This window comes from Erythrobacter sp. S249 (genome assembly GCF_057364975.1).
The window spans coordinates 587,938-611,283 of sequence record NZ_CP200287.1 but is presented as its reverse complement, the minus strand read 5'-3'; the positions used below and the strand labels follow the sequence as shown (position 1 = coordinate 611,283).

Annotated in this window: 23 protein-coding genes; 14 read left to right on the top strand and 9 right to left on the bottom strand. The window is 58.0% G+C overall.

The annotated features are described in order from the left end of the window. Window positions 1-19: 19 nt before the first annotated feature. Window positions 20-433 carry a DUF2177 family protein gene (locus AC0V6V_RS02975; protein ID WP_486163977.1) on the bottom strand — a complete coding sequence of 138 codons (414 nt, stop codon included), beginning with the start codon at window positions 431-433 and terminating at the stop codon, window positions 20-22. 51 nt (window positions 434-484) lie between these two features. Here AC0V6V_RS02975 and AC0V6V_RS02970 point away from each other — a divergent pair, with 51 nt between their 5' ends. The 12 genes from AC0V6V_RS02970 (at window position 485) to AC0V6V_RS02915 (ending at window position 13,572) form a co-directional block, all read left to right on the top strand. Next, entirely contained in the window at window positions 485-805 is a 321-nt protein-coding gene (locus AC0V6V_RS02970; RefSeq protein ID WP_472645500.1) for an exodeoxyribonuclease VII small subunit, read from the top strand. 12 nt (window positions 806-817) lie between these two features. Beyond that, window positions 818-1,723, top strand: coding sequence for a polyprenyl synthetase family protein (locus AC0V6V_RS02965; RefSeq protein WP_486163976.1), 906 nt, complete (start codon window positions 818-820; stop codon window positions 1,721-1,723). Window positions 1,724-1,725: 2 nt separating this feature from the next. Further along, window positions 1,726-2,238, top strand: a complete 513-nt coding sequence (gene coaD, locus AC0V6V_RS02960) for a pantetheine-phosphate adenylyltransferase (RefSeq protein ID WP_486163975.1) — start codon at window positions 1,726-1,728, stop codon at window positions 2,236-2,238. A 123-nt stretch (window positions 2,239-2,361) separates the two neighbouring features. Next, window positions 2,362-3,069, top strand: a complete 708-nt coding sequence (locus AC0V6V_RS02955) for a peptidylprolyl isomerase (protein WP_486163974.1) — start codon at window positions 2,362-2,364, stop codon at window positions 3,067-3,069. A gap of 42 nt (window positions 3,070-3,111) precedes the next feature. Beyond that, window positions 3,112-4,146 carry a tRNA preQ1(34) S-adenosylmethionine ribosyltransferase-isomerase QueA gene (queA, locus tag AC0V6V_RS02950; protein ID WP_486163973.1) on the top strand — a complete coding sequence of 345 codons (1,035 nt, stop codon included), beginning with the start codon at window positions 3,112-3,114 and terminating at the stop codon, window positions 4,144-4,146. Window positions 4,147-4,155: 9 nt separating this feature from the next. Next, window positions 4,156-5,100 (top strand): ABC transporter ATP-binding protein, encoded by a 945-nt coding sequence (locus AC0V6V_RS02945; protein ID WP_486163972.1) that lies wholly within the window; start codon window positions 4,156-4,158, stop codon window positions 5,098-5,100. Further along, window positions 5,100-5,867 (top strand): ABC transporter permease, encoded by a 768-nt coding sequence (locus AC0V6V_RS02940; protein WP_486166028.1) that lies wholly within the window; start codon window positions 5,100-5,102, stop codon window positions 5,865-5,867. Before AC0V6V_RS02945 ends, AC0V6V_RS02940 begins: the two co-directional genes overlap by 1 nt. Before the next feature lie 22 nt (window positions 5,868-5,889). Continuing rightward, window positions 5,890-7,017 (top strand): tRNA guanosine(34) transglycosylase Tgt, encoded by a 1,128-nt coding sequence (tgt, locus tag AC0V6V_RS02935; protein WP_486163971.1) that lies wholly within the window; start codon window positions 5,890-5,892, stop codon window positions 7,015-7,017. A gap of 100 nt (window positions 7,018-7,117) precedes the next feature. Continuing rightward, window positions 7,118-9,100 carry an alpha/beta hydrolase family protein gene (locus tag AC0V6V_RS02930; RefSeq protein WP_486163970.1) on the top strand — a complete coding sequence of 661 codons (1,983 nt, stop codon included), beginning with the start codon at window positions 7,118-7,120 and terminating at the stop codon, window positions 9,098-9,100. Between the two features lie 40 nt (window positions 9,101-9,140). Continuing rightward, window positions 9,141-9,467 carry a chorismate mutase gene (locus AC0V6V_RS02925; RefSeq protein WP_486163969.1) on the top strand — a complete coding sequence of 109 codons (327 nt, stop codon included), beginning with the start codon at window positions 9,141-9,143 and terminating at the stop codon, window positions 9,465-9,467. 242 nt (window positions 9,468-9,709) lie between these two features. Continuing rightward, window positions 9,710-10,126: a hypothetical protein gene (locus AC0V6V_RS02920; protein ID WP_486163968.1), complete on the top strand. Its 417-nt coding sequence runs from the start codon at window positions 9,710-9,712 to the stop codon at window positions 10,124-10,126. A 2-nt stretch (window positions 10,127-10,128) separates the two neighbouring features. After that, window positions 10,129-13,572 carry a DUF4132 domain-containing protein gene (locus AC0V6V_RS02915; RefSeq protein ID WP_486166195.1) on the top strand — a complete coding sequence of 1,148 codons (3,444 nt, stop codon included), beginning with the start codon at window positions 10,129-10,131 and terminating at the stop codon, window positions 13,570-13,572. A 186-nt stretch (window positions 13,573-13,758) separates the two neighbouring features. Here the strand turns inward: AC0V6V_RS02915 and rpsD are convergent, their stop codons facing one another. From rpsD to rpiB, 6 genes are all read right to left on the bottom strand, one after another. Then, a complete protein-coding gene (gene rpsD, locus AC0V6V_RS02910; protein ID WP_486163966.1) occupies window positions 13,759-14,373 on the bottom strand; it encodes a 30S ribosomal protein S4 in 615 nt (204 codons plus the stop codon). Between the two features lie 199 nt (window positions 14,374-14,572). Further along, window positions 14,573-15,310 (bottom strand): RNA methyltransferase, encoded by a 738-nt coding sequence (locus AC0V6V_RS02905; protein WP_486163965.1) that lies wholly within the window; start codon window positions 15,308-15,310, stop codon window positions 14,573-14,575. Window positions 15,311-15,319: 9 nt separating this feature from the next. Then, the gene (nrdR, locus tag AC0V6V_RS02900) at window positions 15,320-15,796 is read right to left on the bottom strand and encodes a transcriptional regulator NrdR (RefSeq protein WP_486163964.1); all 477 of its coding nucleotides are present in this window, start codon (window positions 15,794-15,796) and stop codon (window positions 15,320-15,322) included. A 9-nt stretch (window positions 15,797-15,805) separates the two neighbouring features. Beyond that, window positions 15,806-16,024, bottom strand: a complete 219-nt coding sequence (locus tag AC0V6V_RS02895) for a hypothetical protein (RefSeq protein WP_486166116.1) — start codon at window positions 16,022-16,024, stop codon at window positions 15,806-15,808. A 10-nt stretch (window positions 16,025-16,034) separates the two neighbouring features. After that, window positions 16,035-17,345 carry a serine hydroxymethyltransferase gene (glyA, locus tag AC0V6V_RS02890; protein WP_486166194.1) on the bottom strand — a complete coding sequence of 437 codons (1,311 nt, stop codon included), beginning with the start codon at window positions 17,343-17,345 and terminating at the stop codon, window positions 16,035-16,037. After that, window positions 17,342-17,821, bottom strand: coding sequence for a ribose 5-phosphate isomerase B (rpiB, locus tag AC0V6V_RS02885; protein ID WP_486138885.1), 480 nt, complete (start codon window positions 17,819-17,821; stop codon window positions 17,342-17,344). The genes glyA and rpiB overlap by 4 nt, the downstream gene beginning before the upstream one ends. A 165-nt stretch (window positions 17,822-17,986) precedes the next feature. Between rpiB and AC0V6V_RS02880 the strand changes: the two genes are divergently transcribed. Both AC0V6V_RS02880 and AC0V6V_RS02875 read left to right on the top strand, forming a co-directional pair. After that, window positions 17,987-18,895: a DUF1521 domain-containing protein gene (locus tag AC0V6V_RS02880; protein WP_486163963.1), complete on the top strand. Its 909-nt coding sequence runs from the start codon at window positions 17,987-17,989 to the stop codon at window positions 18,893-18,895. A gap of 152 nt (window positions 18,896-19,047) precedes the next feature. Continuing rightward, complete coding sequence (locus AC0V6V_RS02875) at window positions 19,048-20,727, top strand: M20/M25/M40 family metallo-hydrolase (RefSeq protein WP_486163962.1); 1,680 nt, start codon at window positions 19,048-19,050, stop codon at window positions 20,725-20,727. Between the two features lie 23 nt (window positions 20,728-20,750). Here AC0V6V_RS02875 and AC0V6V_RS02870 read toward each other — a convergent pair whose 3' ends face one another. Continuing rightward, window positions 20,751-21,260 carry a DUF2059 domain-containing protein gene (locus AC0V6V_RS02870; RefSeq protein WP_486163961.1) on the bottom strand — a complete coding sequence of 170 codons (510 nt, stop codon included), beginning with the start codon at window positions 21,258-21,260 and terminating at the stop codon, window positions 20,751-20,753. 56 nt (window positions 21,261-21,316) lie between these two features. Further along, window positions 21,317-23,338 carry an RNA polymerase sigma factor RpoD gene (rpoD, locus tag AC0V6V_RS02865; RefSeq protein ID WP_472638518.1) on the bottom strand — a complete coding sequence of 674 codons (2,022 nt, stop codon included), beginning with the start codon at window positions 23,336-23,338 and terminating at the stop codon, window positions 21,317-21,319. Window positions 23,339-23,346 lie beyond the last annotated feature (8 nt).

The window sequence follows — 23,346 nt, the reverse complement described above, 5'->3', positions numbered from 1 at the left end:
GGTGCCCCTTATCCCGATATTACCGCGCGGATTTCTGCGTGAATTTCAACGTGACGAATGCCGCTATAGAGCTCGCCGTGCCGGTTGCAAACGCGCCCCAGATGATATCCAGCACTGTGACATGCGTCGCCCACACCTTGAATACCGCCTGGCTGGTAAGATCAAACGTCGCATAACATAGTGCGCCCAGCAGCGCGCCGTTGAGTGTAGCACTCGCTACTTTGCCGCTGACGAGTGCTGGCTTTACGCCAAACCACACCATGCCGGCGACATACAGGAAGTAGAACGTGGCCGCCGCGCCGACATTGATGCTGTCGGCCATCAGCTCGCCGATGTTGGGTTGATAGAGGTTCGCTCCCGCCCAATTCAGCCACATCGCATCCAGCACGCCAAATGCGAGCGCCGCCGTGATGTAGGCAATGAACCACTTCATTTGAATTCCCCGTTTCATGCGTAGCCTTGACCGGGCGCGCCGCGCGGGTCAATGCTCCGCGCTCCGCGAGCCGGGGTCAAAACCCGCTTTCTAATCAATTTGTGGTCTTACGAGGGACAGATCATCGAAAACGCGCCCGAACTTTCCGAAATGAGCTTTGAACAGGCGCTCAGCGCGCTGGAAACCATCGTCCAGCAATTGGAGCGCGGCGATGTGCCGCTCGACGAATCCATTGCTTTGTATGAGCGCGGCGAGAAGCTGCGCGAGGCGTGCCAAAAGCGGCTCGATACGGCGAGCGCGCGGATCGAGAAGATCGTGACCAACCGCGATGGCGCCGCCGCCGGCACCGAGCCGCTCGACGCGCAGCAATAGGAGCGGTAGCGCGTGGGGGATAATGCAAACTTGCTGGCCGATCAGTTAAAGCGGGTTCAGGGCGAGATCGATTCCGTTTTCGATGCCTTTTTGCCTGTGCCGCAGGATACGCGCGCCCGGCTGGTCGAGGCGATGCGTTACGCCGCGATTGGCGGCGGTAAGCGGGTGCGTCCGCTCTTGCTGGTGAGCACGGCGGAATTGTTCGGCGTCGACCGCACAGCGGCCTTGCGCGCGGGCTGCGCGGTGGAGGCGATCCACGTCTATTCGCTGATCCATGACGATTTGCCCTGCATGGATGATGACGATTTGCGCCATGGCAAGCCGACCGTGCACAAGGTGTTCGACGAGGCGACCGCTGTGCTGGCGGGCGATGCTCTGCATGCGCTGGCGTTTGAAATTTTGGCCGATCAGGGCACCAGCGCCGATCCTTTTACCCGCAGCGAGCTGATGATGACGCTGGGCACGGCCAGCGGCATGAAGGGCATGGCGGGCGGCCAGATGATGGACATGGTAGCGGATGATGAGGGCATCGAATACGATCTACACTCCATCACCCGGCTTCAGCAGCTCAAAACCGGCGCTTTGCTGGCCGCATCGGTGGAGATGGGCGCGATTATGGGCAAAGTCGCCGCAGAAGGCCGCGCGCATTTGCGGGCGTATTCCCGGGATATCGGCCTGGCGTTCCAGATTGCCGACGATCTGCTCGATGTGAGCGGTGATGAGGCAAAAGCGGGCAAAGCGCTGCGCAAGGATGAGAGCCAAGGAAAGCAGACCTTTGTGACCCTGATGGGCGCGGAAAAGGCACGCGAACAGGCCAGCGCGCTGGTCGATCAGGCGATTGGTCACCTCGCAAGTTACGGCGAAGAGGCAGAGACGCTGAGAGCACTCGCGCGCTTTGTGGTTGAGAGGGATCGGTAGACATGAGCGAACGCATCGGAATTTATCCCGGGACCTTTGACCCGATCACTCTGGGCCACGCCGATATCATCCGGCGCGGGGCAAAGCTGGTTGATAAGCTCATTATCGGGGTCACCACCAACCCGTCCAAAAACCCGATGTTCTCGACCGAGGAGCGCTTCGCGATGGTGGAGCGTGAGGTTGCGAATATGGGCGTGAGCAATGTCGAAGTGGTGGGTTTCAACGCTCTGCTCGTCAAATTCGCGCAGCAGCAGGGCGCGCGGGTAATCATCCGCGGACTGCGCGCGGTGGCGGATTTTGAATACGAATATCAGATGGCCGGCATGAACCAGCAGCTTGATGAGAATATCGAGACGGTGTTCCTGATGGCGGACGTATCGCTCCAACCGATCGCATCGAAATTGGTGAAAGAGATCGCGCTATATGGCGGAGATATAACGCCTTTCGTTAGTGGTAAGGTGCGCGAGGAAGTGAACGCACGCGTCAAGGAAATCGGCCTAAAGGGCGATTATTAGGGCAATCACTCTGCCCCGTGTCCGCGCTTAGCTGTCGATGGGCGTTACTCATTCATTGAAGTGTCAGGCGCGCGTGGTTAAACAGCGCGGGCAACACACAATTTACCCGGAAAAACGAACTTCATGATCTTTCGTAAACTACTCTGCGCCTCCGCTTCTCTTGCGCTGCTTGCCGCGCCCCAGGCCGTCTTTGCACAGGACGCCGAGCCAGAGGGTGAAACGCCAGCGGCAGAGGTTGAAGCACCGGCTGCAGAACGCCCGGTCTACACGCCGGTGAATTTCGATTTGAACGAGGATCCCGACAACATCTGGGTGCTTGACCTGTCGAATGGCGAGCGTGTGGCGATCCGCTTAAAGCCGGATTGGGCGCCGAACCATGTCGAGCGGATCAAAACGCTAACCCGCCAAGGGTTTTATGACGGGATCATTTTTCACCGCGTGATTGAGGGCTTCATGGCTCAGGGCGGCGATCCAACCGGTACGGGCCAAGGCGGTTCTGAATTGCCTGACCTTAAGGCGGAATTTAACCCGATGCCGCATGTTCGCGGCAGCTTGGCGATGGCGCGCGCGAGCTCGGAAGACAGCGCGAACAGCCAGTTCTTCATCGTGTTCTACCCGCGTTTCAGCCTGGACAAGCGCTACACCAATCTCGGCCGCGTGATCAGCAATATGGCCGGCGTTGATACGATCAATCGCGGCGAACCGCCAACCGAGCCAACCCGCATCCTCCAGGCTTCGCTGGCCAGCGACAACAAGCCGCAGGTCATGCCGACGGCCCCAGCAGCGGAAGAAGAGATTACTGCGGACGCTCTAAGCGCGCCAATCAGCTAGTTTTTCTTTCCGCATTGCGCGCTCGCGGCTAAGGCCCCGCCGATGCGTGTTGATTTATTCGATTTCGACCTTCCGCAAGATCTGATCGCGCTGCGCCCGGTGCGCCCGCGCGATGCTGCACGAATGCTGGTGGCGCGGGGGGATGAACCCTTTGCCGATAAGGGCGTTCGCGATTTGCCCAGCCTGCTGAAGGCGGGCGATGTGCTGGTGTTTAACGACACCCGCGTGATCCCGGCTCAGCTAGAGGGCAGGCGGGCAGGCGGAGAGGCCAAGATCGGCGCGACCCTGCACAAGCGGATCGATCTGCGCCGGTGGCAGGCCTTCATCCGCAATGCAAAGCGCGTGAAAGAGGGCGATCAGCTGGTGTTTGGCGGCGGAGTGACCGCCATCGCCGAGGCGCGCCATCCCGATGGCAGCCTCACCTTGATGTTCGAAGGCGAAGAGCCGGTCGAGGTGCTGCTGGAGCGGGCAGGGCGCATGCCTTTGCCGCCCTATATCGCGGGCAAGCGCGGGGTCGATGAGGCTGACCTGAAAGATTATCAAACCATGTTCGCCGCCGAAGATGGCGCGGTTGCCGCGCCCACGGCTTCGCTGCATTTTACCCCAGAACTGGTCGAGGCGATTGATGCGGCGGGGATTGGGCGAGAGACGCTGACTCTGCATGTTGGCGCGGGCACATTTCTGCCCGTGAAGGCCGACGACACCGACGATCACCAAATGCACAGCGAATTTGGCCGGATAGAGGCCGATGTTGCCGAGCGCCTTAACGCAGCGCGCGCGGCCGGCGGGCGGGTGATCGCGGTCGGCACCACCTCACTGCGCCTGCTGGAAAGCGCAGCGCGGGCAGATGGCCAGATCGAGGCCTTTGCCGGAGACACTGACATCTTCATTACGCCGGGTTACCAGTTTCGCGCGGTTGACGGGCTGATGACCAATTTTCACTTGCCAAAATCGACCCTGATGATGCTGGTCAGCGCGCTGATGGGGCGGGAGCGGATGATGGCGGTCTATGCCCACGCAATTGAAAGCAAATACCGCTTCTACTCTTATGGTGACTCGTCCCTGCTGCTGCCGTAACCAAGGGCCATGCAAAACCCCATTCTCTCCATCGCAGGCCTGAGCAAGGTGTATTCCGGGGGCGTAAAGGCGCTCAATGATGTTGATCTGGAGATCCGCAAGGGCGAGATTTTCGCACTGCTGGGGCCGAACGGGGCGGGCAAGACGACGCTGATCGGCGCGGTGTGTGGGCTGGTGCGGCCAAGCGGCGGTGTGATCACCGCGTTCGGCCACGATCTGAAGAGTGACTGGCGCAGCGCTCGGGCGCGAATTGGCCTTGTCCCGCAAGAACTTAGCACCGATATGTTCGAAACGGTTGAGCGTGCGGTCAGCTATTCGCGCGGCCTGTTCGGCCATGCTCCTGACAAGGCGCGCATCCACGAAATTCTGCGCTCGCTGAGCCTTTACGAAAAGCGCAGTTCGCAAATCCGCGAGCTATCCGGCGGGATGAAGCGCCGCGTATTGATCGCCAAAGCGCTAGCGCATGAGCCGGAGCTGTTGTTCTTGGACGAGCCCACCGCCGGGGTCGATGTCGAGCTGCGCAAGGATATGTGGGAGCAGATCAGCGCGCTGCGCGAGCGCGGGACGACGATCATCCTTACCACCCATTACATTGAAGAGGCAGAGGAAATGGCCGACCGCGTCGGGATTATTCGCGGCGGTAAGATCCTGATGGTGGATGATAAGGCCGCGATGATGAAGCGGCTTGGGCGGACCGAGGCGGTGCTGCAATTGGCCGAGCCGCTGTCTGAGCTACCGTCTAGCATGGCCGCGCTTCCTCTGGAGCTCAGCGCAGACGGGCGCGAGCTGTGCTTTCGCGGCGGTGATGGGACGGGCAAGGGCCGCCAGCAGGTCGCCGAGCTTACCAAAGCGCTGATCGCGGCGGGAATTGATTTCACTGGTATCGACATTCGTGAAAGTTCGCTGGAGGACATCTTTGTCTCGCTCCTCTCCCAAGAGAAGGAGCCAGCATGATGGGCTTTAACCTTCGCGGCGCATGGTCGATTTACACTCGCGAGCTGATGCGCGCATTCCGCACCGCATTCCAGTCGATCCTCTCGCCTGTCCTTACCACCTCGCTCTACTTCATCGTGTTCGGCACGGTTATTGGCGCGCGGATGGAGCCGGTTGACGGGGTCGCCTACGGGGCCTTCATCATTCCCGGCCTGCTGATGCTCACATTGTTGGGCGAGACCACCAGCAATTCTAGCTTCGGCATCTACATGCCGCGCTTCACTGGCACCATTTACGAGCTGCTCTCCGCGCCTGTTGGCGTGGCTGAAACGCTGATCGGGTTTGTAGGGGCAGCGGCGACTAAGGGCCTGCTGCTGGCTGGGATTATTCTCGTCACGGCGACATTCTTTGTCGATTACGAGATCAAATACCCGCTGTTCGCTGCGTTCTACATCATGCTGGTCGCGGCCAGTTTCTCGCTGTTCGGGTTTATTCTCGGAATTTGGGCGGACAGTTTTGAAAAGCTTGGGATTATTCCGCTCTTGATCCTCACGCCGCTGACATTTCTGGGCGGTACATTTTATTCGATCGATGATTTGCCAGAGCCATGGAATTCGATTGCCTTGGCCAATCCGATCGCCTTTCTGGTCAGCGGGCTACGCTGGACCTTTTATGGCACCTCGGATGTGCCGATTGCCTTGTCGCTTGGCCTAACGCTCGGGTTTTTGGCCGTTTGCACGGCAATTATCGCATTCATCTTCAAGACTGGCTGGCGCTTGCGAGAGTGACGCGCTAGGCGCTGCGCGACTTATGACTGAGCGTTTCAAATTCAGCATCGCCGCCACCGATGGCAAGGCGCGCACCGGCAGCATTGCAATGCAGCGCGGCACCATCGCCACGCCCGCATTCATGCCGGTTGGCACGGCGGCCACCGTGAAGGCGATGAAGCCGGAAAGCGTGCGCGCGCTGGGCGCCGATATTATCCTTGGCAACACCTATCACCTGATGCTGCGCCCCGGTGCGGAGCGGGTCGCGAAATTGGGCGGTCTCCACAAGTTCATGAACTGGGATCGCCCGATCCTGACCGACAGCGGCGGTTACCAAGTGATGAGCCTGTCTGAACTGCGCAAACTGACCGAGGAGGGCGTGGAGTTCCGTAGCCATATTGATGGCTCCAAACACATGCTCACCCCAGAACGCTCGATGGAAATTCAACGCCTGCTGGGCAGCGATATCGTGATGGCCTTCGATGAATGCCCGCGCGCCGACCGTCCGCGCGAGGAAATCGCTGCGAGCATGGAGCTCTCCATGCGCTGGGCCAAGCGCAGCCGCGATGGGTTTGACAGCGGCGGCGAGCACGCGGCGCGCTCAGCCTTGTTCGGCATTCAACAGGGCGCTCTCGATGAAGAACTGCGCCAGATCAGCGCTGAGAAGCTCACTGACATTGGCTTTGATGGCTATGCGGTCGGCGGACTTGCCGTGGGTGAGGGACAAGAGGCGATGTTCGGCGTGCTCGATTATGCACCGGGACAACTGCCTGAGGATAAGCCGCGCTATTTGATGGGCGTTGGCAAGCCCGACGATCTGGTCGGCGCGGTGGAGCGCGGGATCGATATGTTCGACTGCGTGCTGCCCACGCGTTCGGGCCGCAATGGCCAGGCGTTCACCTGGAACGGCGCGATTAACCTGCGCAATGCGCGCTTTGCCGAGGACACCGGCCCGCTTGATGAGCGCTGCGAATGCCCGACCTGCAGCACCTATTCGCTGGCCTATTTGCACCATTTGCAAAAATCAGGAGAGATCCTAGGCGCGATGCTCGTGACAGAGCACAATCTTGCCTTCTACCAAAGCTTGATGAAGGCTATGCGCGGTGCCATTGCGGAGCGGCGATTTGCCGAATTTGCTACCGAATTTAGGCAGAGCTACTCTTCCAAATAGTCTTTGTTTTTGAGGAACTCATTGCTATTATTTGACTATTAACAGGGTTTTTGGGGCTATTGAAATGAGAGTACTGAAAGCAACCTGAGCTGCCGGCGCAATGATGCTCGCGTGCGTTGTCGGTGTCGTTCCGTTCGCGGGGCAGGCTAGTGCAGAGACGCAGAGCGCTGAAGAGGCTGCGAAGCGCTATGGCGCGCGCGCATCAGTGCTTGATATTTCGCTGTCTCCTTCAGGTGACAAGCTGGCATGGATTGGGCCGGGTCCAGATCATTCCGAAGTGATCATGGTTGTCGACCTTAAGAGTAATGCTGGCATCAAAGTCATTGGGAACAATACCGAGAAGAGCGGAGACTTGAGTTGGTGTGAATGGGCGACCGATACGCGGCTTGTTTGTGAAGTTCGGGTCATGGCTGTGGCCAACGGAAGCGACCTGGTCCCTTACACGCGCTTGTTCGCGGTCGATCATGATGGACAGAATTTTGAAAGCCTGACCGAGCGTGCGAGCTCGAGAGCGCTGGGCTTTAGTCAAAATGGTGGCGATATTGTTGCGCTCGATGTTGCGGGCCAAGATGGTCAAATCTTGCTGACCTGTGATTATGTCAAGGAATTTTCCACCGGCACTCGGATGGCAAACTCCAAGGAAGGACTGGGCGTTGATAGGTTTGACGTTGAGAACGGACGGCGCCGGGTTGAGGAACAGCCAGATGAGCAGGCGGTCCGATATATTGCAGACGAAACAGGGCGACTGCGCGTCAAAGTCCGCGCTGTCACGAACAGTCGAGGATTGCTAACTGGCGACTACCTTTTCAATTACAGAGAAGCGGATGGTGGCCGTTGGCAGTCGTTTGGGGATGTGAAGCTCGACGGTGCGGAATTGGGCAATTTCTACCCCATTGCGGTTGATGCCAAGCGCAATGTTGCCTTCGGCTTTGAGCGCCTCAAAGGGTATGAAGCACTGATTGAAGTTGCGCTAGACGGCTCAAAGGATGCGCGCGTGGTGCTGGCACGCGACAATATCGATGTTGACGCATTGATTAGGATTGGTCGTCAACGACGGGTCGTAGGTGTGAGTTACGCGACGGAGAAGCGCAGTGTTCAATACTTCGATCCAGAATTGGCTAAATTAGCTGCCTCTTTGGGTAAGGCCCTTCCGTCCAAGCCTTTGATAAATTTTGCGGGCGCCAGCGCAGATGAGAGCAAGCTGGTTGTCATTGCTTCTTCAGACACTGATCCAGGCACAGCATACATCTATGACAAGGAAAGCCGGAGTCTCGAAGAATTGTTGGCCATGCGTGAGTTCTTGGTCAATCAGCAAATGGGGGAAATGAAACCAGTCACTTACCCTGCGGCGGATGGAGTGCAAATCCCAGGCTATTTGACGCTTCCCCCTGGATCAGATGGCAAAAATTTGTCGGCAATCGTCTTGCCCCACGGCGGGCCGGCAGCGCGGGATTTTTGGGGGTTCGATTGGATCGTCCAGTTTTTTGTCGCGCGCGGTTACGCGGTACTCCAACCGAATTACCGGGGTTCATCTGGCTATGGAGAAGCTTGGTTCGGACGCAACGGCTATCAGGCCTGGGATGTCGCCATCGGTGATGTAAACGATGCCGGGCGGTGGTTGGTTTCCGAAGGGATTGCCGATCCCGATAAACTGGCAATCGTTGGCTGGTCCTACGGCGGCTATGCAGCGTTACAGTCGCAGGTGGTCGATCCAGATCTATACAAGGCGGTTGCTGCGATCGCACCTGTTACGGACTTGGAATATCTACGATCAGATGCGCAGGGATACACTTCTTCTCGTTTGCGCGATCAGCAATTGGGGCAAGGGCCCCACATAGCTGCAGGCAGCCCTCGTCGCCACGCCGAAAAATTCGCGGCACCGGTAGCGCTGTTTCATGGTACGCTCGATATTAATGTTGAGGTGCGCCATTCGCGTGAAATGGCCGAAGAGCTTAGGGAAGCCGATAAACAGGTCACCTACGTCGAGTTTGATGACCTGCAGCACGATCTGGGTGACAGCAAGGCTCGGACAGAGATGTTGGGCAGAATTGATGCGTTTCTGACGCAGGCTCTTGGCAGTTAAGCCCTCGACAAAGCACGTCGATCAGGCCAAGTGCTCGCCCATGACGAAGGCAATTAAGACCCCTGAGGCCAAAGCCCCTGAGGAATGCGCGAGCATGGCCGAAGTGCGCGAAGGCGTGGATGCGACCGACAGGGAGTTGGTGGCGCTGCTGGAGCGACGCTTTGGCTATATGCGGGCGGCGGCCCGGATTAAGCCCAGCCGCGATGCGGTGCGCGATGAAGCGCGCAAGGCAAGCGTGATCGCCGCCGCTGTGGCCGAAGCGGAAGCGCGCGGCCTGCCGGGCAATGTCATCGGCGATATTTGGGAGCGCTTGGTCGAAGGCTCAATCGCTTACGAATTTGAGGAATGGGACCGCACGCGGACCTAGGTGTCGCCTATTGCGTTGGAAGCGTCCGCTATTGGATCAGAGATAAGCCAGCGATTACTTCTGTTTTTGGGGGTGAAAGCGGACTCGTATAATGGCTACCGCTCTTGCGTCTGCTAGTGACGTCACGCCTTTCAAGATGCACTTTGATTACCTCACAAAGGGCTGCACATAAAAAAGAACGGTTTCAACGAATTCTCAAATCTTAAGACATAAACCCTCGGCACATGTGCAGGAGGATACAGATGCTTTTAGTGGATGAGATTGCCGGAAAAGAAGTCCAAGAAATCGGTCCTGCGAAGACCGCGAAGCTGGCCATATCAGTTCGTGAACTACTGCAGATGCGGGTCGAGCTTGAATGGAACGCTCGCCATGAATGTGTGCACGATGTTCCGGAGCAGCCCGAGCACGATCCATCCAAGACGGTTGAAGGGCAGCTGAACACAGCCTCGCTCGCAACTCTTGGAATGTTCGGCGGGCCGCAAAAAGCCGAGACGCGCAAGCTCGATCGGATGTTTCAGGCCGCTGAGATGGCCTTTCTAGAACAGCGGATCTTCGTCTTGCTGGATGACCGGCAGGCGCAGGACCTCGATGCTATGGTGGATGTGAAGCGCACCGGTACTGCGACATTCCTGCTTCTCACCCCGTTACAAGGTGGGTGAACGTGGCTACTCCGCAAATCAATGATCAGCAAGAAACACCGGCAGATCAGGTTCTGGCGACTTACGAGCACAACGCGACCCTTTCTGAGCCGGCGCGATCTCGGCTTGTCGAGGCAATCATGCAGCCAAGCAATCCAGAATTGAGGGCCTTACTCAAGGGATTGGACGAAAGCGGGTACGAATATCTGCACACCGACGAGGCGCGCGAATTGCGCGAGGCCGGGCTCGAACGTGATACCGCGAACTATCTGTCTGAGCTTATTGAAAGAGGTTGCGTGGCCCATTCCTTAGGCGACCGAGCTCGTGGTAGCATTGAACCCGGCAAATACTTTGATATCTGGCACGGCTGCGAACGCCTGCTTGGTATCTACCGGCCTGTCGATGTGACCTTCGACGAAGCTGAGACGCTTCGCCTGGCGCGCGCCTGGACGCTGGGCACTGAATTTCTGGGAGGCTGGAAATTTGCTCAAGCCGCGCAGAAATATCTCGGCCAATCCTTTACAATCCCGCAAAGCCGGGACGGAGCCTCCAACCGAAGTTTGCTCACTTTGATAAAACGCCTTGATGGCGCTGAGCAGCACACAAGAAAGGATTGGCGTAACGGGCATTTTAATTACAGTGATTACGCCCTTATCAAAGCTCTGTACGTCGCCGCAGACGGAGCCAAAAGCTCGGCCTTAAAAAACTGGTCTCACGAGCAATCTGCGCGCGCTGAGCATCGTTCGAAAATGCTGGCTAGTGCCAATGAACACTGGCGTGCAATGCTGAAAGCCCTGCTGGAAGACCCCGAGGCGGCCAGCAGACCGCTCGAGCATCCCGAATACACAACGCTCACGAAACTGCCCCGAGACAAACTTGGGTTCGCTTTTGCAGATGCGTTGAAGTTTAGAACAAGAAATGGCGAGGTTTCGCTAGATGCTGCCAAGCTCAACCCCAGCGGCACTGTAACCAATGGTCACACGCCTCTTGAGGGCGCGCTGGGGCAGATTCTTGAAAATCTTGAAATACGGCGCTTTGAACTGCCCGATGAAGCGACAGCGTTCGTTCTGAAAAACGCACCCAAGAAGAGCACTAGATTGCTGACGTCGGTGGAATGGACCTTGGCCAATCAGGAAGCGCCGCAGACGCACGCCATCCTCGAAGAACTCGGTGTATCCTACACTAACGATTACTTCAGAAAGCAGTGGCCTGCGCGTATTGCTGCCATCCGGGCCAAGCACCCTCTTTCGCCTGAGTTAGCCCAAACTCGGCAAAAGAGCTCGGATCAACACCGCAAGCAGATGCGTCCGGGCGGGCGGGCCGGAACGAGTGGCGGTTCTAGTAACGCGCGCGGAATTTTCGGCTTTTTTGAGGAGGCGCTTGGCGCATTGCTTGGCGAGCCCTCTGCAGAAAGATCCGCGCAGCGCGAGCGCAAAGATTTCAAGCAAGACAGCACTAAAGCGGGCAGCCCTCGTTTTACGAAATTAGCAGGCGCCGACGCGGGGCTAAAATCGGGCGGGCCGTATCGCCCCAGCGGCCAGCGATCCAAGGAGTTCTACGCCATCTTGATGGGCCAGCCGACTGAGCTGGACGCTCTTTGGATTGATCTGCACACTGTATCCTATTCGCTTGATTCCAAAGCGACCCCGCCAAAGAAATGGCTCAATTCCGCACGCGAGATCGTCGCAAGGTATGGCACTGACCAGCACAAGGCGATGCTCTTGCAATTGCTGAGGGAATACGAGCCAACAGGTAATGGACGCTTCCTTGGGCTCAACACGTTGCGAGCTTTGATCTATCTAGCTGCCGACCAGCCTTCGGAAACTGTGGGCATGGCGCTAACCGATTACGCGCTCAAACAATGCTATGTGACCAATCCTGGGATTGGCATTCGCAACGAAAAGCTAGGTAACGCATGCGTGTGGGCGCTTGGCCAAATGCCTGATGGTGCTGGGGTTCCCTATCTTGCGCGCATTCTCGCACGTACGAAATATCCCAAGATCCGCAAGAAGATCGATAAGCAGCTCAACGAAGCAGCGGAGAAAGCTGGCATCGCACGCGCCGACCTCGACGAATCAACAGTGCCTACCCATGATCTTGATCGTACCGGGAAGCGCGTTGTCGATTTTAAAAATGGCAGCGCATTTTTGGTGGCCGATGGTAATCAGGGGCGGCTCGATTGGACAAACGCTAACGGGAAAAAGGTCAAGGCGCCGACCGCAGCGATAAAGCAAGAGAAAGAGCGGTTGAAAGGGGTGAAAGCCGAGCTAAAGGAGCTTCAGGCTGATTTGTCGATCCAGCCACGGCGCTTGCAAAAGCTCTATCTGCAGGATCGCGATTGGCCGTTCGCAGTGTGGCGCGAACGCTATCTCGAACATCCCCTTATGCGCGGCTTTGCTCGCCGATTGATCTGGCTAGTCTTATGCGACGGTGAAAACCCAGTGCCCGCGCTGCCGGATAAGGGCGGAGACACTCTGGTTTCGATCACTGGTGCGCCGATCAACCTCGAAGATGTAAAAGTCCGATTGTGGCATCCGATGGACAGCAGCGTCGAGGCTGTCGAAGGTTGGCGCGACCGGCTCGAAGAGCTCGAAATCACACAGCCCTTCGCCCAAGCTTGGCGTGAAGTCTACGCACTGACTGATGCTGAGCGACATACCCGAACCTATAGCAATCGCTGGGCCGCGCATATTCTGAAGCAACAACAAGCCATGACACTGGCACGGCTCAACGGGTGGACCGTGACCGCTCGTATGTGGGTTGACCAGGCCAATGATGAGCCCTGGCATCTTTATCTGCCCGAACACGATCTGGTGGCCGAGTACTGGGTAGAAGGCGCAGGCGGCGATGATCCTGAGACAAACGATAGCGGCGCATACAATTTCGTGAACACAGACCGAGTGACGTTTTTTCGAGCGCCAGAAGGAGCGGTGGACAGCGCCTATGGACCAAGCACCGGCGATCCGCTTGCATTCGACGAGGTGTCGCCGATCATCTTTTCAGAAGTTATGCGTAGCTGCGACCTGTTCACCGCGGTCGCCTCAATTGCTGCTGACGCGGCTTGGCTGGATCGTGGTGATCAGGCGTCGCATCCGAGCCAGTGGGGCGACCAGGCCAACCAGTATTGGCACCGGGCCAACACCGCTGAGTTGGTTGAGTCAGGCAAACGTCGCCGCGCCATGCTTGAGCGGATCATTCCTCGTTTGGCTATCGCCGATAAGCTAACGCTGAACGACAAGGCACTGGTGGTGACTGGCTCGCTCCATACCTACGAAATTCACTTGGGATCCGGCGCATGCTCACGCAGCGGACGGCACATTTGCATCGTCCCCAAAAACACGACAAAAACTGGCAAGGTATGGTTGCCATTTGAAGGTGACCGCACGCTTTCGATCATCATATCAAAAGCGGTCTTACTTGCCGACGATAGCAAAATCACCGATCCAATTATCTTGCACCAGCTGTGATCGGTTTCACGCTCGACCAATAGGGCTAGGAGTCCGATACTGGGTCGTGAGCTGAAGGTCTGCCTTCGCGATACAGATGGTGATTTACAACAGGGCGCAGTCGCTGCCAGAGACCTAAGCCCTCATCACAAACAAACAGGGCGGCCCGTAAAGGCCGCCCTGTTTCGTATCAGATGCTCGCGGGAATTAGCGCGAGTAGAACTCGACCACGAGGTTTGGTTCCATCGTTACCGGGTAAGGCACTTCGTCGAGCTTCGGCACGCGGGTGAAAGTCACCTTGTCGGTGCCATCAGGTGCCACGTAGTCAGGAATTTCGCGCTCTGGCAGGCTTTGCGCCTCGATAACCAGGGCCATTTCCTTGGCCTTATCGCCCAGGCTGATCACATCGCCAACGTCGCAGCGGCGGCTGGCGATGTTACACTTTACGCCGTTCACGCGGATGTGACCGTGGCTCACGATTTGACGGGCGGCAAAGATCGTTGGGGCGAATTTCGCGCGGTAAACGATCATGTCGAGACGACGCTCAAGCAGGCCGATCAGGTTCTGACCGGTGTCGCCCTTGATCCGGGTCGCATCCTTATAGGTGCTGCGGAACTGCTTCTCAGTGACATCGCCGTAATAGCCTTTGAGCTTCTGCTTAGCGCGTAGCTGAAGGCCGAAATCGCTCATCTTGCTCTTGCGACGCTGACCGTGCTGGCCAGGTCCGTAAGAACGCTTGTTCACTGGAGAGTTTGGACGACCCCAGATGTTTTCGCCCATCCGGCGGTCAAGTTTATGCTTCGAGCTGGTACGCTTCGTCATAGATATATCTTTCAAATTGCATGAGCCGCCCCAGTGGCGACCGTTGAACCCGGCATCGCTCCGTTTGAGATGTCTCAAACGCGGCTACCGCTTCACCGGGGTGCGGAGCCAATTTGCGAAGGCGCGCAAATAGCAGGATTGCGGGGCGCGTCAAGCCTTTGTCGCGGCGTTGGCGCCCTGAATTTGCCGCGCATTTGGCCTAAGGATCGCGCCGCGTCCGCCCGAGCGAGGACAAGACCCCGCGCAAGGTGCGGATTTCCAAGTGGTTCCACCCCGGCTTGGTCAGCACATTGCGCAAGGTTTGCGCTGTGGCCTCGCGCCGTGGCTCGGGCAGGAAATAGCCCTTTGGCTCGAGCAATTTCTCAAAGTGCGCGACCAATCCGTCGAGCTCTTCTTGCGGGGCAGGGGGCAGCAGATCCTCTTGCGGCGGCTGGGTCAGGCCAGTCTCGCTAGGCGCCACTTTTGACCATTCGTAAGCGCACAGGATCACTGCTTGTGCGAGATTGAGCGAGCCAAATTCCGGATTGATCGGAACGGTCAAAATGCTGCGCGCCAGGCCGACGTCCTCGGTCGCCAGTCCAGAAGCTTCGCGCCCGAACAGAATGGCGCTGCGCCCGCTCTGGGCCTTGATCTCGCGTGCGGCCTCATCGGGCGTCACCACCGGCTTTGACACGCCGCGTTTGCGCACGGTCGTCGCATAGATGTTCGCGCAATCGGCCACCGCTTCCTCTGTGGAGGAGAAGACCTTTGCCTGCTCCAGCACGATATCCGCGCCGGCTGCCGTGGGGCCAGCGGCGGGATTGGGCCAGCCATCGCGTGGATCGACCAGCCGCATCTCGGTCAGCCCGAAATTGAGCATGGCGCGCGCGGCGTGCCCAATGTTCTCGCCCATTTGCGGGCGGACAAGGACGATGATGGGCTGGTTGTTGCTGGTCATGCGCGCGGATCAGTCCTGCGCCGCTTCCTGCACGGTGCTGGCAAATTCCTCAAAATCTCTGGCTTCGCTGAAATCGCGATAGACCGAGGCGAAGCGGATATAGGCGACGCTGTCGATCTGCTTCAGCCCGTCCATCACCATTTCACCGATCTTGGCAGAGGGAACCTCGGCATCGCCAGCGGTTTCGACTTGGCGCTGAATGCCGGAGACCAGCCGGTCAATCCGGTCCTGTGTCACGCCGCGTTTGCGGCAGGCGAGCGAGACGGAGCGTTCCAGCTTGTCCCGGTCAAACGGCTCACGGCGTTCTTCCTGACCGTCATCGCCCGCTTTGACGATAACGATTTCGCGCAATTGCACGCGTTCAAAGGTGGTAAAGCGCGCGCCGCAGCTGGAGCATTGGCGCCGGCGCCGGGTCGCAGTTGCGTCCTCGGTCGGGCGGCTGTCCTTAACCTGGCTGTCGTCGTTCGCGCAAAAGGGGCAGCGCATGGTTTGGGGCTACTTCTTGATACGGTTGTAAAAGGCGATGCCAGCGCCCGCGGCAAGGCCGAGCGGTAGGCTGATCACGGGCAGGATTGCACCGGCAACCGCACCAATCGCTGCGCCGGTCAGCACAGGCTTGGTCGAAGGGTGCTTCATCCCTTCTTTGGCCATGCCGGAGAGTTCAGCCTTAGTGTCTTCGACCCAGTCAGGACCGTCATTTTGCGCGTTGCTCACGATCCTGGCCTCACATGCCCGGATAGACAGGGAAGGCAGAGCAAAGCTCGCTGACGCGGGAGCGCACGCTTTCTTCGACCTGCGCGTCGCCCTCTGGGCCGTTCTTGGAGAGGCCATCAACGACCTCCGCGATGAGCTTGCCCACCGTGCGGAATTCAACTGGGCCAAAGCCGCGCGTTGTGCCCGCTGGTGTGCCCAGACGGATGCCGCTGGTCACGAATGGCGAACGTGTGTCGAACGGGATGCCGTTCTTGTTGCAGGTGAGCCAAGCCCGGTCGAGGCCAGCCTCGGCAGCCTTTCCGGTCACGTCTTTCGCCGTCAGATCGACCAGCATGGAGTGATTGTCCGTACCGCCAGAGACGATCCGCAGGCCGTTTTCTTCCAGACTGGCGGCGAGCGCGCGGGCGTTTTCAACGATCCGGTGCGCGTAGGTTTTGAACTCAGGCTGCAGAGCCTCGCGGAAAGCCACCGCTTTACCGGCAACGACATGCATCAGCGGACCGCCTTGCAGGCCGGGGAAAACCGCCATGTTCAGCGGTTTCGTCAGCTTCTCATCGTTCCACAAGATGATGCCAGAACGCGGACCGCGCAGGCTCTTATGCGTGGTTGAGGTGACGATATCGCAATGGGGGAAGGGTGAGGGGTGGGCGCCGCCAGCAACGAGGCCAGAGATATGGCTCATGTCGCACAGCAAATAGGCACCGACTTCATCGGCGATTTCGCGGAAAGCGCCAAAATCCCAAGTGCGCGAATAGGCCGTACCGCCGCAGATGATCAGCTTCGGTTTGTGCTCACGCGCCGTGGCCGCGACCGCGTCCATATCGATCAGCTCGTCGCCCTCGGTCACGCCGTAGCTGACCGGGTTGAACCACTTGCCGCTCATATTGACAGGTGAACCGTGGGTCAGGTGCCCGCCGGAATTCAGATCGAGGCCCATGAAGGTGTCGCCCGGCTCCAGCAGAGCGAGGAACACCGCTTGGTTCATTTGGCTGCCGCTGTTCGGCTGAACATTGGCAAAGTTGCAACCAAACAATTGCTTGGCGCGCTCAATGGCCAATGTTTCGACCTGGTCGGCATAGTCGCAGCCGCCGTAATAGCGTTTGCCCGGATAGCCTTCGGCATATTTGTTGGTGAAGACACTACCGGTGGCTTCCAGCACTGCGCGGCTCGCGATGTTCTCACTCGCGATGAGCTCGATCTTGTCGCGTTGGCGGGCCAGTTCGCTGGTGACAGCGGCCGCGATTTCCGGGTCAGCGGCGGCGAGGTCATCGTTCCAGAAGCCGTCCATCACGGGCAGAACGTCAGAAGGGGCAGTGCTCATTGGTGGGTCTCGATTCGTGTCGTCTGGATGGGCGGGGTGCCGAGTTTGGCAACGCGGCGCTGATGCCGGCCAGCGGGATCATCAGCGTCGGCGAAATCTGTGTCTAGGAAGGTCGCGATGCAGCTCTTGGCCATTTCAATGCCGGTCAGCCGCGCACCCAGTGCGATAGCATTGGCGTTGTTGTGTTCGCGAGCAAGGGCGGCAGACAGCGGCTCTGACACCAGCGCGCAGCGCACGCCGGGATGGCGGTTCACGCTGATCGAAATGCCAATGCCCGATCCGCACAGAGCGATGCCGCGTTCAACGGTTCCCTCCGCGACCACTTCGGCCAATTTATAGCCATAGTCCGGGTAATCGACACTCTCGCCCGCGGCCGGGCCAAGGTCAGCCACCTCATGGCCTTCTTCGATGAGCCATTCGGCGATTTCCGCTTTCATTTCGGTCGCGGCGTGATCTGATGCAATTGCTATACGCATGCGGGCTGATTTAGAGGCTCGCGCGCCCGATGACTAGGCCCACCGCACGGCTTTTCCGGCGGCTTCCCCAAATTTATGCGTTTTGTAGAGCTAATCTACGCGAAACGCAGAGTGCAACGTCCTTAGCAATGCTGGATAGGGCAGATGTAATTTAGGGGAATTGCAATGATCAGCTCGATTGGCGGTGGTCTATCCGTCATAACGCACTTGGTGAATCCGCTTCTACCCGGGGGCGTGGTGCAAATTTCCTCCGATGTCTTGGGACAATTCCAAGACCCGCTGGACGCGGGCCGGTTTGCTTCCGCCACAACGCCGGAATTGATGGTTGCGCGTTCTTACACGGATTTGGACCCCGAAGCAGATTTCCATTCTCCATCGCTGGTCACGTCAAGCCTCCCCAGCGCGAGCCCTGAGCCTGCCCAAGAATGGATTGCAAAGACCACGGGGGAAGGGCGCGCGGAGCTGCAATTGGGGGATGGCTACACCCTCAATTTTGATGAGCGATCCAGTGAGATTGAAGTCTTCAATGCAAATACAAATGAATACACGAGGATCTGGGGCGATCCGCACATTGGCGTTGATGGAATACGGGCATTCGATTTTTGGGGCACGACCACGTTTAAGCTCGAAAACGGTACAAAGATCACCATCAAGACCGAAAAATGGGACGACAATCCCAATGCCTATGTCGCTCGCAAAGTCGTGATCACAAAAGGGAGCAATGCGGTCGTCGTTGACGGGATCAGCCAGAACCAGCTGGGCGACCTGTCGTTGGAGATATCGAAAGCGGGGTATGTCCTCGATATGAGCCACCGCGATGGTTATTTGCTGCACGAGAATGCCAACGGGATCGGCTGGCGTTCAGAGTCCACCGGAGAGATCGCCACTCAAGAAGACTTAGATGCGACTAGCATTGGCGGCAGATTGGGGCCTGGGAGCCGATGGCTTTTCTGGGCGCAAACACTGCCGTTGTTCAGCGAATTTATAATGTACGAGAAGCTGGCCAATTTTTCATCAGAGCTTGGCGATGATGCGGAAGATACGTGGGAGCGCAAACCGCGACTTCATTGCTAGGCCGTTTTCTGCATTGTGAATTCTCAGCCTCCTTTGGAGAACGGGCGCTTTCTTAGCTCGCGCATGATGCGTGCGTGACGCGTCGCTATTGGCTTTTCTCGCAAGATGCTGAACAAGCCAGCGCATCGCTTGGAAAAGGCAGGGGGAATTGAATGCGCTGGCTGAATTTGGCTGTGACTGCTCTGGTTGGCCTAGCGCTGGCGATTTTGGGCACTACGCCGCAATTCCCGGTTAGAATCGACAGCGATGAGGCAGGCTTTTCCGCCGAGCGGGCGATGGAGCATGTGCGCATTATCGCCGCAGAGCCGCATCCGACTGGTTCGGAAGCGAACGCCAAAGTGCGTGAGTATCTGGCCGCTGAGCTAGAAGAATTGGGCGCAGAGGTATCACTGGTCGAAGGGCCGGTGCCCGAGCGCAGTCTGGCCCGATTTGGCCGCTGGAGTGGCGAGACGCCTGATGCGCTGACCCTGACGAATGTGATCGGCGTAATCCCCGGCCAAGACCGTTCAAAGCCTGCCGTCGCTCTGATGGCGCATCACGATACCGTGTGGGGATCGCCCGGAGCCTCTGATGACACCGCGGGCGTTGCCAGCATATTGGAGGCAGTGCGCGCGATCACCAGCCAAGGGCGGTCTGAGCGCGATATCATCGTGCTGCTGACCGATGGCGAGGAGCTGGGCCTGCTCGGCGCGCAGCAATTCATTGATGAGAACCCGCTGGCGGACCGGATTGGTGCAATTATCAATCTGGAGGCGCGCGGTGCGGGCGGGCGCACGACCCTGTTCCAAACCTCCAAAGACAATGGCGCAGCGATTGAGCTCTATGCCGATGCGGTCTCGCGGCCGGGCGGGTCTTCGCTCGCAAGCTTTGTTTATGAGGTGTTGCCCAACAACACCGATCTGACGCCTGCGCTCGAGCGCCCATATGTAGCCTATAACCTGTCGTTTATCGGCAGGCCGGGCCTGTATCATTCGCCCCAAGCGACGCCGCAGAACCTCGACGAAGGTGCGCTGCAGGATATGGGTGATCAGACGTTGGAACTGACACTGGCGCTTGCCAATGCGGATACCCTGCCAGAGGCGGCGGAGGATCGCACATTCTTCGATGTGTTCGGCATCTTCCTGCTGCATTACGGCACGGTCGTGGGCTGGGCGTTGTTCGCGCTGACCGCGCTGCTGCATGTAATCTGCTTGCGGAAGAATGCGCCGGGTGGCTGGTGGAAGAGCTTGGCCGCATCGGCGGTGGTGATCCTGGGCGGCGGGCTGACGCTTTACACGGTCAATGCGATTTCAGGGCAGGGGGCGGGCGAGAATATCTATTACGACCGTTTGGCCGCGATCCCGATGCTGGAGGCGCAGGCGCTGCTGATCTGTATCGCTTCGCTCGTGGTCAGCGCGCCATTGTGGGCGGGGCGGCGCGGCAGCATTGTGGGCGTTCTGATCGCTCTTGCCATGCAGATATTCGTCCCCACTACCGCGTTTCTGGTGGTTTGGCCGCTGCTGCTGGCCGGAATTTTAGGGGTGGCGACGGGCAAACCTGATGGAGCAATCGCGAGGGTCGCCTCGGTGCTTTGCGGCGGCGTGGTACTGGGATTGATGCTGCAGTTTGGGCATCAGGTTATGCAAGGCGTTGGGCCGGATGTGCCGATGGTGACGGCGCTGCTCGCGGCTTTGATGCTGCCGGTGCTTGGCCCAATGATCCCGGCGGTGAATGCAAAACGCTGCTTTATGATCGCAGCGGCGTGCCTAGTCGGCGCACTCGCGATTGCGACCTGGGTGCGGTTTGATCCGGTTGCCGATACGGTGCCGCTTTACGATTCAATGAAAGGGTAAGGGGGCGTCCAGCGTTATTCAGCTTAGTCTGCCCGAGAAGCTCTCAATTCATTGATCAGACCAGGCATTTCGTCCGTTAAAACTTTCATGGTTTCATCCATGTATTTCTGATTTGCGCTTGTAAATGCAGGATGAGACATAAGCTCTTGTGAGCGTTGCATAAATGCCTGGCCGCTTGGGGTCGAGACAAAGGCAAGGATATCTCGCAATTCCGGCTCTGAGTAGGTGTCAGCATAGGCAATGACCCAGCCGTCCATTAGGGCTGGAATATGGCTGCGCAAAATCGCGTCAGTCTTTACGGACAAGCGCTCTTGCCAATCAGCGATAGCGTCCATCGCCTTTTCGTCTGTGATCATGCCGTTCAAAGACTGCATCATCTGGGTTTCCATTTGGTCGGAAAACGCCTGAAACATTTCGACGCGTGTCGCCTCAGGAAAAGACCTGTCAATTATGTCAGCTGCGAGGCTGAGGCGCACGTCGCTAGTTTTAGTGACAATTGAGGCGCCCCCATCGGAGACGTCTTGCGCGGCCAAGGGAACCGCCCACAAAGCCAGTGGGGCAGCGCAGAATGCTAATCTTTTCAAGGGCATCACTGATCCAGGAATGAGCGCATCTTGCGCGACCGGCTTGGATGCTTGAGCTTGCGTAGCGCCTTCGCCTCGATCTGCCGGATACGTTCGCGCGTCACGCTGAACTGCTGACCCACTTCTTCCAAAGTGTGGTCAGTGTTCATGCCGATGCCAAAGCGCATCCGCAGCACGCGCTCTTCACGCGGGGTCAGCGATGCGAGCACGCGGGTGACGGTTTCCTTGAGGTTCGCTTGGATTGCGGCATCCACAGGGATGATCGCGTTCTTATCTTCAATGAAGTCACCCAGGTGCGAATCTTCCTCATCGCCAATTGGCGTTTCGAGGCTGATCGGTTCCTTGGCGATTTTCATCACCTTGCGCACTTTTTCCAGCGGCATGGACAGGCGCGCTGCCATTTCCTCTGGGGTCGGCTCGCGGCCTTCCTCGTGTAGGAATTGACGCGATGTGCGCACCAGCTTGTTGATCGTCTCAATCATGTGGACCGGAATACGGATCGTGCGCGCTTGGTCGGCGATCGAACGGGTGATCGCCTGACGGATCCACCAGGTTGCATAGGTGCTGAATTTGTAGCCGCGGCGATATTCAAATTTATCAACCGCCTTCATCAGGCCAATGTTGCCTTCTTGAATAAGATCAAGGAATTGCAGGCCGCGATTGGTGTATTTCTTGGCGATAGAGATCACCAGTCGAAGGTTGGCTTCCACCATCTCCTTCTTGGCGATACGCGCCTCGCGCTCGCCCTTTTGCACCATGTTCACGATCCGGCGGAATTCCGGCAGAGCCATACCAGTGTTGGCGGCAATATCGGTGATTTCGGTGCGAATACGCTCAACCGCTGCGCCTTCTTTCTCAACGAAAGCGGCCCATTTCTTGTCTTTCTTCGCGTTCGCCTTGATCCAGCTGTCGTCGAGCTCATTGCCGACATAGCTCTTGAGGAAATCGATCCGTTTGATCTTGTGACGCTCGGCAAGACGCAGCATCTGGCCGCCCAGCGCGGTCAGGCGGCGGTTAAAGGCGTAGAGATTGTCGACCAGAAACTCGATCTTGGTCGCGTGGAACTGCATGCTTTCGACTTCCGCCGTCAGCTCTTCGCCCAGCTTCTCGTACTTGTTCTCTTTGGCCTTTGGAAACTCATTGCCAGCCGCCAGAGTGTCGACCCGCTCAGCCTGAAGTTTCTCAAAGGTTTTGAACAGCTTGGTGATACGGGCAAAACGCTCGATTGCGTCCGGCTTAAGCGTGGCTTCCATCTGCGCGAGCGAGAGAGTGTTGTCCTCTTCCTCTTCTTCTTCGCGCTTGGAGCTGCCTTCTTCGCCGTCTTCATCCTCGTCGGATGTTTCGTCGCTGTCGTCGTCATCATCGTCGCGGATGGTAGGGCCAGCGGTCTCTTCAGAGATTTCGCCGTCATCGTCATCCTCGGCGCCCTCTGCCATTTTGTCAGCAGGCGGTTCCTTCGAAAGCATCGCGTCCAGATCGAGGATCTCGCGCAGCTGCATTTCTTCGTTGTTGAGCGCTTCGGACCAATGGATGATTGCGTGGAACGTGATCGGGCTTTCGCACAGGCCGATGATCATCATGTCGCGGCCCGCTTCGATCCGCTTGGCAATCGCGATCTCGCCTTCGCGGCTGAGCAATTCCACCGCGCCCATTTCGCGCAGGTACATGCGGACCGGGTCATCGGTGCGCTCGCCCGTGCCGGTCTTCTTGACCGCTGCGGCAGGTGCTTTTTTGGCGTCTTTCTTCTCGTCGCCGACCTGCATCTCTGCAACTTCGGCTTCTTGTTCCGCTTCGGCCTCAGCCTCTTCGTCGTTCTCGACGATTTGAACGCCCATTTCCGACAAAGCGGTTTGGATGTCCTCGATCTGATCCGGGCTCATTTCACCAGACGGCAAAGCTTCATTGAGCTCATCATAAGTGATGTAGCCCTTTTTCTTCGCCTTGGTCATGAGCTTCTTAACTGACGCCTCGTTGAGGTCGATCAGTGGAGCATCTTCTTTATCTTGCGCTTTAGCTTTTGAAGCCATGGATCCCA

Excerpts from the sequence above, each read along its gene's own strand:
- AC0V6V_RS02975 (WP_486163977.1), bottom strand. The coding sequence starts at position 433 with ATGAAGTGGTTCATTGCCTACATCACGGCGGCGCTCGCATTTGGCGTG.
- AC0V6V_RS02970 (WP_472645500.1), top strand. The coding sequence starts at position 485 with ATGCTCCGCGCTCCGCGAGCCGGGGTCAAAACCCGCTTTCTAATCAAT.
- coaD (WP_486163975.1), top strand. The coding sequence starts at position 1,726 with ATGAGCGAACGCATCGGAATTTATCCCGGGACCTTTGACCCGATCACT.
- AC0V6V_RS02955 (WP_486163974.1), top strand. The coding sequence starts at position 2,362 with ATGATCTTTCGTAAACTACTCTGCGCCTCCGCTTCTCTTGCGCTGCTT.
- queA (WP_486163973.1), top strand. The coding sequence starts at position 3,112 with ATGCGTGTTGATTTATTCGATTTCGACCTTCCGCAAGATCTGATCGCG.
- AC0V6V_RS02945 (WP_486163972.1), top strand. The coding sequence starts at position 4,156 with ATGCAAAACCCCATTCTCTCCATCGCAGGCCTGAGCAAGGTGTATTCC.
- AC0V6V_RS02940 (WP_486166028.1), top strand. The coding sequence starts at position 5,100 with ATGGGCTTTAACCTTCGCGGCGCATGGTCGATTTACACTCGCGAGCTG.
- tgt (WP_486163971.1), top strand. The coding sequence starts at position 5,890 with ATGACTGAGCGTTTCAAATTCAGCATCGCCGCCACCGATGGCAAGGCG.
- AC0V6V_RS02930 (WP_486163970.1), top strand. The coding sequence starts at position 7,118 with ATGATGCTCGCGTGCGTTGTCGGTGTCGTTCCGTTCGCGGGGCAGGCT.
- AC0V6V_RS02925 (WP_486163969.1), top strand. The coding sequence starts at position 9,141 with ATGACGAAGGCAATTAAGACCCCTGAGGCCAAAGCCCCTGAGGAATGC.
- AC0V6V_RS02920 (WP_486163968.1), top strand. The coding sequence starts at position 9,710 with ATGCTTTTAGTGGATGAGATTGCCGGAAAAGAAGTCCAAGAAATCGGT.
- rpsD (WP_486163966.1), bottom strand. The coding sequence starts at position 14,373 with ATGACGAAGCGTACCAGCTCGAAGCATAAACTTGACCGCCGGATGGGC.
- AC0V6V_RS02905 (WP_486163965.1), bottom strand. The coding sequence starts at position 15,310 with ATGACCAGCAACAACCAGCCCATCATCGTCCTTGTCCGCCCGCAAATG.
- nrdR (WP_486163964.1), bottom strand. The coding sequence starts at position 15,796 with ATGCGCTGCCCCTTTTGCGCGAACGACGACAGCCAGGTTAAGGACAGC.
- glyA (WP_486166194.1), bottom strand. The coding sequence starts at position 17,345 with ATGAGCACTGCCCCTTCTGACGTTCTGCCCGTGATGGACGGCTTCTGG.
- rpiB (WP_486138885.1), bottom strand. The coding sequence starts at position 17,821 with ATGCGTATAGCAATTGCATCAGATCACGCCGCGACCGAAATGAAAGCG.
- AC0V6V_RS02880 (WP_486163963.1), top strand. The coding sequence starts at position 17,987 with ATGATCAGCTCGATTGGCGGTGGTCTATCCGTCATAACGCACTTGGTG.
- AC0V6V_RS02875 (WP_486163962.1), top strand. The coding sequence starts at position 19,048 with ATGCGCTGGCTGAATTTGGCTGTGACTGCTCTGGTTGGCCTAGCGCTG.
- rpoD (WP_472638518.1), bottom strand. The coding sequence starts at position 23,338 with ATGGCTTCAAAAGCTAAAGCGCAAGATAAAGAAGATGCTCCACTGATC.